The sequence below is a fragment of the Candidatus Pyrohabitans sp. genome (assembly GCF_054014795.1).
In genome coordinates, this window is sequence record NZ_JBPMGE010000080.1 from 1 (window position 1) to 11,856 (window position 11,856).

General features: G+C 53.7%; 11 protein-coding genes and 1 tRNA gene. 6 read left to right on the forward strand and 6 right to left on the reverse strand.

All coding sequences use genetic code 11. The features are described from left to right. The first annotated feature begins 201 nt into the window (after positions 1 to 201). Positions 202 to 1,053 (forward strand): UbiA family prenyltransferase, encoded by an 852-nt coding sequence (locus ACXJJW_RS08290; protein ID WP_456475273.1) that lies wholly within the window; start codon positions 202 to 204, stop codon positions 1,051 to 1,053. Here ACXJJW_RS08290 and ACXJJW_RS08295 read toward each other — a convergent pair. From ACXJJW_RS08295 to ilvC, 3 genes are all read right to left on the reverse strand, one after another. Then, complete coding sequence (locus ACXJJW_RS08295) at positions 1,031 to 1,834, reverse strand: helix-turn-helix transcriptional regulator (protein WP_456475274.1); 804 nt, start codon at positions 1,832 to 1,834, stop codon at positions 1,031 to 1,033. The two genes, ACXJJW_RS08290 and ACXJJW_RS08295, sit on opposite strands and share 23 nt — an antisense overlap. 154 nt (positions 1,835 to 1,988) lie before the next feature. Next, a complete protein-coding gene (locus tag ACXJJW_RS08300) occupies positions 1,989 to 3,131 on the reverse strand; it encodes a tRNA (guanine(10)-N(2))-dimethyltransferase (protein WP_456475275.1) in 1,143 nt (380 codons plus the stop codon). 2 nt (positions 3,132 to 3,133) lie between these two features. Further along, entirely contained in the window at positions 3,134 to 4,117 is a 984-nt protein-coding gene (ilvC, locus tag ACXJJW_RS08305) for a ketol-acid reductoisomerase (protein WP_456475283.1), read from the reverse strand. Positions 4,118 to 4,391: 274 nt separating this feature from the next. Here ilvC and ACXJJW_RS08310 point away from each other — a divergent pair, with 274 nt between their 5' ends. Further along, on the forward strand, positions 4,392 to 4,676 hold the full coding sequence (locus ACXJJW_RS08310; protein WP_456475276.1) for a winged helix-turn-helix transcriptional regulator: 285 nt from the start codon (positions 4,392 to 4,394) through the stop codon (positions 4,674 to 4,676). A 40-nt stretch (positions 4,677 to 4,716) separates the two neighbouring features. Continuing rightward, entirely contained in the window at positions 4,717 to 5,529 is an 813-nt protein-coding gene (locus ACXJJW_RS08315; protein WP_456475277.1) for a DUF362 domain-containing protein, read from the forward strand. Here ACXJJW_RS08315 and ACXJJW_RS08320 read toward each other — a convergent pair. The 3 genes from ACXJJW_RS08320 to ACXJJW_RS08330 are packed head-to-tail and all read right to left on the reverse strand — an operon-like array spanning position 5,526 to position 9,892. Then, the gene (locus ACXJJW_RS08320; protein WP_456475278.1) at positions 5,526 to 8,198 is read right to left on the reverse strand and encodes a valine--tRNA ligase; all 2,673 of its coding nucleotides are present in this window, start codon (positions 8,196 to 8,198) and stop codon (positions 5,526 to 5,528) included. The genes ACXJJW_RS08315 and ACXJJW_RS08320 overlap by 4 nt on opposite strands. Next, positions 8,198 to 8,989 (reverse strand): MBL fold metallo-hydrolase, encoded by a 792-nt coding sequence (locus ACXJJW_RS08325; protein ID WP_456475279.1) that lies wholly within the window; start codon positions 8,987 to 8,989, stop codon positions 8,198 to 8,200. The genes ACXJJW_RS08320 and ACXJJW_RS08325 overlap by 1 nt, the downstream gene beginning before the upstream one ends. Before the next feature lie 21 nt (positions 8,990 to 9,010). Next, the gene (locus ACXJJW_RS08330) at positions 9,011 to 9,892 is read right to left on the reverse strand and encodes a thioredoxin family protein (RefSeq protein WP_456475280.1); all 882 of its coding nucleotides are present in this window, start codon (positions 9,890 to 9,892) and stop codon (positions 9,011 to 9,013) included. A gap of 78 nt (positions 9,893 to 9,970) precedes the next feature. Between ACXJJW_RS08330 and ACXJJW_RS08335 the strand changes: the two genes are divergently transcribed. From ACXJJW_RS08335 to ACXJJW_RS08345, 3 genes are all read left to right on the forward strand, one after another. Then, positions 9,971 to 10,156, forward strand: a complete 186-nt coding sequence (locus ACXJJW_RS08335; protein WP_456475281.1) for a 50S ribosomal protein L37e — start codon at positions 9,971 to 9,973, stop codon at positions 10,154 to 10,156. 64 nt (positions 10,157 to 10,220) lie between these two features. Continuing rightward, complete coding sequence (gene purF, locus ACXJJW_RS08340) at positions 10,221 to 11,633, forward strand: amidophosphoribosyltransferase (RefSeq protein ID WP_456475282.1); 1,413 nt, start codon at positions 10,221 to 10,223, stop codon at positions 11,631 to 11,633. Positions 11,634 to 11,708: 75 nt separating this feature from the next. Continuing rightward, positions 11,709 to 11,781 (forward strand) — tRNA-Ala (locus ACXJJW_RS08345). Positions 11,782 to 11,856 lie beyond the last annotated feature (75 nt).

An 11,856-nucleotide genomic window follows, 5' to 3' on the forward strand; every position in this document is an offset into this window, starting at 1 on the left:
GAGTAACGCCTCTTCCTATGGGGCCTCGGCGTCCGGCTGGTTGCTTGTCTGGCAGAAGCCCGGACGCCGGGTTAACTTTATTCTGGAGTTCGGGTATTTATTTGAAACGGTCGTGAAATTTTAAAGCCATTGAAAATTTTAGAGGCATTAAAAATTTCAAAGCGTTTAAAATATTAATTGGTTGCAGAATTTTTAATATGTGTGAGCTTCCACGCACCTACACTGAGGCTTCTAAGTACATCAGTCCCTGTTGCTGTCTCAGGGGCTTTCAGGCTCTACATAGCCCTTCTCTTCTTGGGCGCAGGGGCTGAGGCAAGGATTTACCTGGCTTTTGGTCTCCTGGTGTATGCGACCTACACCCTGGACCGCGCCCTGGAATGCGAGGAGGACAGGATTAACCGGAGGGAACTCGTTGGTTCGAGAAAGAAGCTCCCACTCCTCATATGCCTCCACACCTTTCTCGCGGGAAGCCTCATCTTGGCAAAAGAGGAAATGTATTTCGCCCCTTTCATACCCGGCGTGATTGGCTACCTCTATAGCAAGGGGTTGAAACTGGGCGGCTTCCATATAAAACTCAAAGGAGGAGCTGGGAGCAAGAACATCGTCGTAGCCCTGACATGGGGAGGAACCATAGCCGCCATAGCAGGAAAATGGACAGAGGATACCTTCTCCATATTCATCGTCTTCGCGTTCTTCGCCGTTAAGGTCTTCATAAACTCGGTGATATACGACTTTAAAGATATGAGGGGCGATGCTAGGGCAGGTATCAAGACCCTTCCCCTTTGCATAGGTGAAAAGAAAACAAAAGCAATTCTCCAGGGACTGCACCTCATAATGCACTTGAGTATATTACTGGCTATGCTATTGCAGTTAATTAGATTTGAGCCTATAATACTGCTTTATAGCTTATTTGCGGGGGGAATATGCACTTCCTTTTACGCCAGGTTTTTGAAAGGCAGAAAAATAAAAAAGTACTTCCTTGAGCTACTGGTGGACGGAGAATCCACCATTGCGGTTGGTCTAAGGACCCTTATACGTCATTCAACTCTGTAGACCTATTTTTATAGTAATTAAAAAGTTCTTCGCCCCATTTTATGGCGGACCTATCATAGCTTATTAAATCTTTATGAGAATCGAAGGCTCCACCCTTGAAGAAAAGAGAGAGGGAAAAGAATCTATCGGTTGATACAAATGCAAGTCTAATATCCTCATTACAAACGAAGAACCTCGCGTTCTCGAAGCTCATTGCTTTTTTAAGCGTGTCGGGATATTCCTTTCTGAGTTTATCATACACCTTCCCCGTCAAAATCAGCGATACTTCAACACCCTCCTCGATAAGTCGGAGAAAAAAGTCGGGATAAATTGGATGGAAAATCGGTGTTACCCCTCTAACCGTAAGTGATTTCATGAGATTCTCCAAGAACTCCTTATGAGGCAAATAAATTTCTTCTACACCACTTTCAACTATTTTGTAACTTCCAAGGTCCCTTATTCTTCTTAGCAAGTGCATCGGGACCGCCTCAACCTCGTGGGTCTCCCAGAATTCCATGTGCCTCCCTATTACCTCTATCGTCTTAACCAGAGGATGGAAATGCCCTGCTATTACCTCCCCAATCGCTGTCAAAGCGTACTTTTTGTCTTTCTGGCAAACTAGGTTTCTCTTTTCCATCTTCCTAATCTGTGGAAGCATTCCCGTGGAGGTAACTTTGAGGGAATTTTTAATCTCTCCTATGGTTTTCGGTCCCCCGAGTAATAGGAGAAGAAGCCTCCGCCTCTTCGCAGAAAGAGTAAGAAGATCAAACAATTCATCGACTTGGTCTTGCTTTTTCGACATCACATCCACCGGAATTTCTAATGTGGAGCTATTTAGCCTCCCTCCCCATTGAACCAAGTAGCGTTTCTACTTCTTATTTGCAGAAACTTATAATCTATTGCAGGAGTTGTATCTTCTTCCAGGGAATTAACATATACAAATTTTTATAATCCTTTTACCCCTCAATAAGCACTTTTAAAACGTCCAGGAGCTCCTCATAACCTGCGCTGGTTTTAATCCCCGTGGCAGCTATGTGGGTTCGCGTGGCCCTGTGACCCCTGCGCTGGAGTTCTGTGATAATCTTTTCCATCCTGGGCAATTCGTGCAGCGAAAGGCGTTTTGCCAGGCGGTGGATGTCGTAGAAGAAGGGCACATCGAGTTCTTCAACTATTGTGCTGAGCACCTTGAGCGTTCGCCTGTCATCTAGGTATGCCGCCTCCTCCTTTACCTTCTCTGCGAGGGCGGTGTCCCTGAGCTCCCCCAGCCAGAGGGGTCCCGCGATGGCGTTGCTCTCGCCGCATCTGCAGCTTCTCTGCGAAGGCAAAGGTGAAAGCTCAACCTCCCGCCTGCCGCATGCGGTGCAGTAATGGAGGTAGCCAAGCCTGGCGAGGGTTTCATCCGCACGCCTTCTGCCTGAGCGAAGCTCAACCATGGCGCGGAAGTAGTGGTCTGTGGCATGGGCGAGGATAACACGCATGCCCCGCCGCAGCCTTGCAGCCTCGCGTGCAATTGCTGAAATGAGTATGCGGAGCCCCACCTCCTTGCACAGCTCTCCCCTGAGGGGGAGGGAGGAGTATTTTCTGAGGCACGCCTTCGGATAAACACCGCACAGCGGCGCTGTGTCTGTGGCGGTAACTGCAAGGTAGCCATGGGAGGGAAGCGCAAACACAGCGTTGTGGAGGAAGGGCACTGGCGTGCCGAAGGGGTCGATGTCTATGAAGTTGAAGTCCCTGCGATGGGACACAAGGAAAAGGTTTGCCTCACTTTGCGAAACGCCCACGCTGAGCTTGTTCAGCGCCGCATTCTCCTTTATCAGCGCCACAGCGCTCTCGCTGACATCGTTGAGGTGCACCCTCGCCTTCGCCTCTCTGGCCACCCTGAGCCCTTTCGCCCCTGTGGCGGCAAGCAGGTCGAGGAAGTCAATGCTCTCACCCCTGGCGAGAAGTGCTCTAACCACAGCGCAGGTTATGTCCCTGTTGAGCTTCATTCTGGGGTTAAAAAAAACAGGGGGGAGGCTCTTCTTTACCTCCTGGGGTGAGACGAGGCTCCGCTCAGGTACGCGCAGCCTCGTGCTTCCCTCCTGAATCTCTGTGAACATCCTCAGAGCTTCATCATCTCCCTGAGCCTCCGTCCCACTTCCTCTATGGGATGCTCCTCATCCTTTGCGCGGAGGCTGTTGAGCACAGGTAAGCCTGCTCGATTCTCCAGAATCCACTCCCTGGCAAACTCACCGCTCTGAATCTCCCGCAGGACCTTGACCATCTCCTGCTTCACCTCGGGGCCTATTATTCGCCTTCCGCGGGTGCGCCCGCCGTACTCTGCGGTGTTGGAAACGCGGCGCCACATACCCTCGATACCCTCGCGGTAGTAGAGGTCAACTATGAGCTTCAGCTCATGCAGACATTCGAAGTACGCCACCTCCGGCTGGTAGCCTGCTTCCACAAGCGTCTCGAAGGCGGCTTTAATCAGCTCGGCACTACCTCCGCACAGGTCAACCTGCTCTCCAAACAGGTCCGTCTCTGTCTCCTCAGCGAAGGTGGTCTCAAGCACACCCACACGGGTTGCGCCGTTTGCCTTGGCGAGGGCAAGGGCACGCTCCTTTGCCCTGCCGGTGTAGTCCTGCTCCACAGCTATGAGCGCAGGCACCCCGGAGCCGTGTTCATACTCCCGCCTCACCATCGCACCCGGACCCTTGGGTGCCATCATTATAACATCCACATCTGCGGGGGGCACAATCTGCGAGAAGCGGATATTGAAGCCGTGGGAGAAGCACAGGGCGTTGCCCTCCTGGAGGTTCTCATGCACATACTTCCTGTAAACCTCAGGTTGAGTCTCATCGGGTATGAGCATGTGCACAACCGTCCCCCGCCTGGCGGCCTCATCTATTGGCAGAACCTCAAACCCCTCGCGGGAGGCGCGCTTCCAGGAAGCGCCATCTTTACGCAGGCCGAGCACAACCTCCAAACCTGAGTCGCGGAAGTTCTGGGCCTGAGCAGAGCCCTGAATCCCATAACCTATAACTGCAATGGTCTCCCCCTTCAAAACCTCCAGCTCAACGTCCCTGTCGTAGTATATCCTGGTCACAACAATCACCTCAAGTTTAGTTGTGCAGGAAATATTTAAATAATTCGTCGAAGTCGCCTTTCTATCGCTGCCTGCGCTGCTTCCCAAGGAGGCGCTCAACCTCTTCAACGAGAACCTGCCTGCGCAGCTCAATCTCCAGCCACCTTTCAGCGAACCTCTCCCCCTTTTTCATTGCAGATAACTCGCTGTGGTGCCATATAAACCTTTCTACTATGAGGGGTTACTTTCAACGTTAATAGCAATTGGTTATATATCTGAAATTTATTTCACATAGATGGTGAGCGAGGAAATCTTCAGACTCCTGGGAAAGAAGGGTGTAATCAGGCTCCTGGATAGTCTTGAAGGGAAGAAGAGAAAGTACAAGGAGCTTGAGAAGATTATAGGGAATCCCTCCACTACTGCGAGGAGGCTCAAAAGTCTTGAGGCACATGGCCTCATCAACAGAGAGGTCTCCTCCGAGAAATACCGCCCTGTGTACTACTCTCTTACAAAAAAGGGTAGAAGGCTTCTTTTTGTGGTGAGGGAGGTAAGGGAGAAGTACGGGGAAGGCGAAGACTGAGCCAAGCTATAAATATGGGGTAAATTTAATTAAATTTAGAATGCCCGCTGTGAGTGTGGTGAGGGATTCCAAGCCGAATGTTAAACAGGCTCTGGAGTATATCGGCTTTGAACCGGGTGAATGCGAGACCCTGGTGATAAAGCCCCATCTGTGCTGCGATAGACCGTGGTATACCGGGGTTACCACCGACCCCAGAATCCTTGAGCAGCTTTTCAGGCTCTATGAGGGTCTGGCAGAGGAGATCTACGTTGTGGAGAGTGATGGTTACTCTGGAGGTGCAGACGGAGCAGCAGAGACTCTGGGGATTAAGGACCTGTGCGAGTTTTATGGCGCAAGGTGGGTTAATCTCTCCCGGGATATTTTGATACCCGTCGAGCGGGATTACCTCGCCCTGGAGAACCCCTTCCCCACACCGCGAACTGTGCTCAAGGCAGATGTTGTAATCAATGTGCCCAAGATGAAGACCCACAGCATGCTTGTGGTAAGTCTTGGCCTGGCAAACATGTTCAGAATAGTCCCGCGGAGGAGGGAGATATACTACCCGAAAATCTCAGAGGCGATATGCGACGTGCTGATGATTCGTTCTCCTGACCTCACCATTCTGGACGCCGGCATAGCCCTCGAGGGGGAGGGGCCGCTGAAGGGCACGCCCAAGCGGATGGGGCTCACCCTTGCCAGTCAGGACCCTGTGGCCCTGGATACAGTGGCCTGCAGAATAATGGGCATAAATCCCATACACGTGGAGCACATAGTTAAGGCGGGCTACTACGGCTTTGGGGAATATGCAGAGAAGCGCATCTCTGTGCGCGGCGAGAGCATAGAAAATGTGAGGCAGAGGTTCAGGGTGCCCTAAATCTCGGCGAGCACAACCACATCTGGAAGCTCAGGTATAGTCACGCTCTCAACCCTTGCCCCGGCAAGGGAGATCTCCTTCCTGACCTCCTTGATGTGCTCCCTTCGCAGCTCGTAGCTCTTTCCGTCCAGGCTGAAGCGGTGTATGCCCCTCTCTGCAATATCTTCTACCACAATCTCGGCGCTGGTGCGCATGTAGGCTGCGACCCTGCCGGCATCGCCCTTGAATTCGGGCCCGAGGGTGGCGAAGTTGGGCACAAGTTCGAGGATGCGCTCTTTAGCCTGGAGGAGCTCGGAGGTTATCTCTATCTTCTCGACCTGAAGGGTGCCCTCTATCGTATCGACGCCCCGCTTCAGCGCCTCGGCAATGGGTGCAGGGGCGCTTATGGTGAGTGCCTTGAGCGGGGCATTCAGCGCCATGCCGCGCTCTGCCTTAAAGCGGCGCACTGCCGCCACCAGGGTGACGACGTAGCTCGCCTCCTTCTCCAGAGCGGGGTGTATCAGGTCGCGGCGCGGCTTTGGCCAGGTGTCCACATGTATACTCCTCTGAGGCTCCCGCGAGGCGTAGTAACTCTGGTATATCTCCTCGGTGATGTGCGGCGCAAAGGGGGCAAGAAGCTTAAGCGCAAGCAGGAGCACCTTGTACAGCGCATACTGGGCACTTCTCCTCGCAGCCTCGCCATACTTCTCAGGGTTGTACAGCCTCGCCTTGACCATCTCCAGGTAGTTGTCGCAGAACTGCGAGAGGAAGAAGTTGACCACAGCCTTCTTTGCCTTGGAGTAGCGGTACTCCTCAAAGTAGGAGGTGCACTTCTCCACCAGGCGGTGGGCCTTTGAGAGTATCCATGCATCGATGAGGTTAAGTTTGTCCGGCCTCTCGCCGTGGTAGTCCTGCAAGTGCGCAAGGGTGAAGCGCGACGCATTCCAGAGCTTATTCAGAAAGCGCTGCGCAGTTACCAGGTCCTTCTCCTTGAAGGGCAGGTCCTCGCCCAGCTTGCTCTCCGCTGCCCACAGGCGAAGAGCATCGGCGCTGTACTTCTGGAGCACATACTGGGGCTCTATTACATTACCCTTACTCTTGCTCATCTTTTTCCCCTGTGGGTCGAGGGCCCAGCCGCTTATCATGGCATTGTACCAGGGAATCTCGCCCCTGTGGAGCAGACCCTTAACCACTGTGTTGAAGAGCCAGAAGGTGATTATGTCGTGCGCCTGCGGACGCAGGGACATGGGGTAGAGCTTACTCCGCACCTTTTCGTCTTCCACCAGCTCTGCTGCGAGGATAGGGGTAAGCGAGCTCGTTGCCCAGGTGTCGAGAACATCGCGCTCGGGCACATACTCTTCACTCCCACAGCTCGGACACGGTGCTGGTGGGGGGTCTATCAGCGGGTCAACCGGCAAATCCTCCTCCCTCGCCAGGATAATCTCTCCGCAAGCCTTGCAGTACCACACAGGGAAGGGGACGCCGAAGTAGCGCTGGCGCGAGATGCACCAGTCCCAGCGCAAACCAGCGATCCAGTTCTCATAGCGGGAGCGCATGTGCTCCGGATGCCAGCGTATTCGCCTTCCCGCATCTCTCAGTGCCTCCTTCATGTCGAGGTAGCGGATGAACCACTGCTTGGTGTTGAGAATTTCTATCTCGGTGCCGCAGCGCTCGTGCACATTCACCACGTGGGTAATCTTCCGCGACCTTACAAGTAGCCCCTCATTTCTCAGCTCCTCGATAATCCTCTCCCGGGCCTCTTTCACAGACAAACCTTTGTACTTCCCTGCCAGTCTGGTCATCCGCCCGTCCTTGGTTATCGCAACCTTCAGCGGAAGGTTGTGCTCCATGTACCACTCTATGTCCTGCATATCTCCAAAGGTGCAGCACATCACTATACCTGTGCCCTTCTCGGGGTCGACGCGCGGGTCTGGCCTTATCTCCACCAGCTGTCCGAATAAGGGCACCTGGGCGCGTTTTCCAAAGAGCTCTTTATAGCGGTTGTCCTCCGGATGGGCGAATATAGCCACGCAGGCGGGAAGCAGCTCGGGGCGGGTGGTTCCAATTACCACCTCTCCCCCATCCTCAAGCCTGAAGATTATGTCGTTGAAGCTGCTCTCAACTTCGCGATCCTCCAGCTCCACCTGTGCAATTGCTGTTTCACAGTTAGGGCACCAGATGAAGGGCGTCCTCTTGCGGTATTCCCTGCCCATGCGGTAAAGCTCAATAAAGGAGCGCTGTGAAATTCTGCGACAGTGCTCGTCTATGGTTGAGTAGTTGAGCGTCCAGTCAACACTTATCCCTATGCGCTTCCAGTCGGCGACAAATTCAGGTCTAATCTTCTCCAGCGTGGTCAGGCAGAGGTTGACAAAATCGTCCCTCTTCATATCCCTGGCTTTGACGTTGTTCAGCTTCTCCACCAGGCGCTCAGTAGGCAAGCCGTTGTCATCGGTGCCAAAGGGGTAAAACAGGTTGTAGCCCTGCATACGCCTAAACCGGGCGATGAAGTCCATCTGCGAGTAGGAGAAAGCGTGCCCAAGATGCATCTGCCCGCTCACCGTCGGTGGCGGGGTGTCTATGGAATAGATAGGCTTATCGCTCTTGACGTCGAAGCGGTAAACGCCCAGCTCCTCCCACTTCTGCTGCCATTTGGGCTCAATCTCCTTGGGGTTGTAATTCCTTGGAAGCATCAACGCACCTCTCGGATAACCTCTATGCTATCCTCAACCACAATACGCATAAAATCCTTTGCAGCTATGGTCCTTATGCCGGTTTCTCTGGCCACGCGCCTGGCTTCTCTCTCAGTTATACCAATCATCGTCATGCCGAAGTGGTTCAATATGGCTAATTCAGGCTTTACCTCGTGCAGAATTTTTATAACATCTTCTACGCAGAGATGCCAGGGAATTCGCCGGTTAGCGGGGCGAATCACATTTATTATCAGCACGCGGGCGTCGGCATAGCTGTCTGCCAGCCCCGGAAAGTACTCCGTATCGCTGGTGTACGCCACCACGCCTTCGTCAAAGGTAAATCTCAACCCCACGTTGGTGGGGTCGCTGTGCCTGGTTGGCAGCGCTTTAACCCGGAGTCCATCTATGTTCAGCGCTCTTCCCGGCTCAAGGGTCACAAGCCTGGCCACCTTCCCTGCGTGATACCCCGAGAGCACAGGCCCTATGTCCTTCACGCCCTTAACGGCACTCCTGCTGCCCGCGAAGACCCCCCGCGTGGTGCGCATACCCCGCGTCATCGCCTCCACCATAATCTCGGCGTCGTTGTAGTGGTCGGGATGGGAGTGGGTCACAAAAACCGCATCTGTCTTGAGAGGGCTTATCCCCGCGAGGGCCAGGTTGACTATCGCCCCAGGTCCCGGGTCGACGTGTACCCGCCTATCCTCAGAGTGCAGCCTTATCCCGCCGGTGCGCAGCTTCTGGGTGAGCGTGGTCCACCGCCCGCCTCCGGAGCCCAAGAAGATTATCTCCATGAGAAAAGAAAGAGCCTTGCCTCAGATAAACTTTTTTGCCCTCTCAAGCAGGTACTCTGCATCGCCGCGAATGTTCGCTTCTCTGTGGCTGAGAAGCCTCTCCATCGCCGGCATCAGCTTTGGGAGCATCCCGGGTTTGGCTCTGAAGAGCTCCTCAAGCGCCACCATTGCGCCTATTCTAACCCTGAGACTGGAATCAGCGACCATATCAATGAGGATTTCTGCCACTTCCTCCTCTTCGGCTGCCCACTCTCCGGCTTTTTCGGCCAGTCCATTTTCCAGCATGTGCCTCACAACATCCCTGCGCCTTTGCTCATCCACCACCATCTCCACAGCGGCCAGGATTTCACTGCAGGAAACCCCGCCCTCGAGCTTGAGTTTATCATCCACAACCACTGTTGGCGTGGAGGTGACCTCATACTCCTCCCGCAGGCTCTTCTCTGAAAGCGCATCCACAACAACACTCCTCAGCCATGGGGTCTCAAGCGCAAGCATATGGGCGCACCTCACCACCTTTGCACAGTGAGGGCAGAGCTCTGTTGTGAATATTAAAAGCACCACCTCGCGCCCCGGGGTTGTGAGCTTCGCCTTCCCTGCGGGCATGCCCGGGTCGGCCGCCGCCTTCAGGGCCTCAAGGAAGGGCTTGAGTCCTTTTCCTCTGGGCACCATGCGATACACCACAGCCCTTCTGCTCGCGTTCTCAATTATCAGCGCAGGCGCATTGTCGGGGTTCTCCTCCACCTCCAGCTTTATCTTATCACTCAGGGAGGCGAGCTTCAGTGCAAATTCTTCAAGCTCCCTCTCAAGGCTTTCATTCTTACCTCTGAGGAGCACCAGGCTAACGCTACCCTTAAGTGAGCGAATCCACCTCTCTGCCATCCCTATCTCACGGCTGCTCAGCATATTAGACCTCTTACACAAAAGTTTTAGACGGTAAGGTTTCTAACAAGGTGCAACATTAACCTTGAAGAGGTGTTATGAATGAGCAAGGGTACGCCTTCAATGGGCAAGAGGAACAAGCGTCTCCACATACGCTGCCGCAGGTGCGGGAGGAACGCCTACCATATCAAGAAGCGGCGCTGTGCTGCGTGCGGCTTTGGAAGGAGCCGCAGAATAAAGAGATATTCATGGCAGAACAAGAAAGTTAATGGCGTCCGCCTGGTTTAATGACGTAACCTTTATTAGTGATTTTTTGCCTATTTAAGAATGTCTAAGGAGAGAGGTTCCCGGCTTGCTACGCGATAAGTGCGGCGTGGTGGGAATATATTCCGCCAATGACGCGAAGGTTTCATATTCTATATTCTATGCTCTTCTGGCGCTTCAGCACAGGGGGCAGGAGTCGTGTGGCATAACCATGCGCACTGACAGCGAATTTATATCAGAGAAGGGGATGGGGCTGGTAAATGAGGTTTTCAATCTTCCCAGACTGGATAAGCTCGAGGGTAACGTGGGGATGGGACATGTACGCTACTCTACGACAGGCGAGTCTGAGCCTATAAATGCCCAGCCCTTTGTGGTGAGGCACTCCAGGGGTACAATAGCCATCGCCCACAACGGCAACATAGTAAACGCTGAGGAGCTGAGGAAGAAGCTCAAGGCGAGCGGGCAGGCATTTGTCTCCACCACCGATACTGAGGTTATTGCCCACCTGATAGTGAGGGAGTACCTCAAGAGCGAGGACATGGTTGAGGCGATAGCCGAGGTTATGAAGAAGCTTGTGGGTTCATATTCGCTGGCGATACTCACCGACGACGCACTTATAGCGGTGCGTGACCCCCTGGGGATTCGCCCCCTCTCCCTGGGAAAGATACACGACAGAGGCTACATATTTGCCTCTGAAACTGTCGCCCTCGACGTGATAAATGCAAGGTTTGAGCGCGATATTAAGCCGGGTGAGATTTTTGTAATATCCGATAGGGGTACAAAGAGCCACCGTCCCTATAAGCTGCCCCGCAAGGCGTACTGCATGTTTGAGTATGTTTATTTCTCCCGCCCCGACTCGGTGCTCAACCGCATACCCGTCTATGAGGTGAGGGAGAGGATAGGTATGCTTATGGCGGAACGCGATGACGTTGAGGCAGACCTGGTGACGCCAATACCTGATTCTGCAATTCCCTTCGCTCTGGGCTATTCCCGCGCCAAGGCGGTGCCCTACCGTGAAGGTTTGATACGCAACCGCTATGTGGGCAGGACATTTATTCTGCCCAGCCAGCAGGCAAGAGAGCTGGCGGTGAAGCTTAAGCTCAACCCCATGGCAAGGGAGATAGCAGGCAAACGCGTGGTGCTCTTCGATGACAGCATAGTTCGCGGCACCACATCGCGCAGGATAATCTCCCTGCTCAAGGATGCCGGCGCAAAGGAGGTGCACATGCGCGTGGGGTGCCCGCCCATAAAGTCGCCGTGCAAACTGGGCATAGATATGCCCACCCATGAGGAGCTTATTGCAAGCTCGCGGAGCGTTGAGGAGATACGCGCTGCCATTGGCGCAGACTCGCTGAAGTACACGCGTGTCGAAGACCTTATCAAGGCTATTGGCCTGGATGAGGATGAACTGTGCCTGGGCTGCCTCACCGGCAGGTATCCGGTGGAGATAGCCAAGTATGAGCAGCTCCGCTTACCTGTTTACCTCGACACCCAGAAATAGTTCTTCCTCTTGTCCCAGTTTCATAAATCCTTAAACATGCTAAGGCTTCTGCCTCTCTGAGGAAATGTTAATTTTGGGCCCGTAGCTCAGCTGGTAGAGTGCTCGCTTGGCATGCGAGCGGCCCCGGGTTCGAATCCCGGCGGGTCCATCTCCTATTTTTCCAAGACCAACCAGCAAAGGGAGCACTCTCTCATCTCCGCTAAAGGCGAGCGGCCCCAATTCT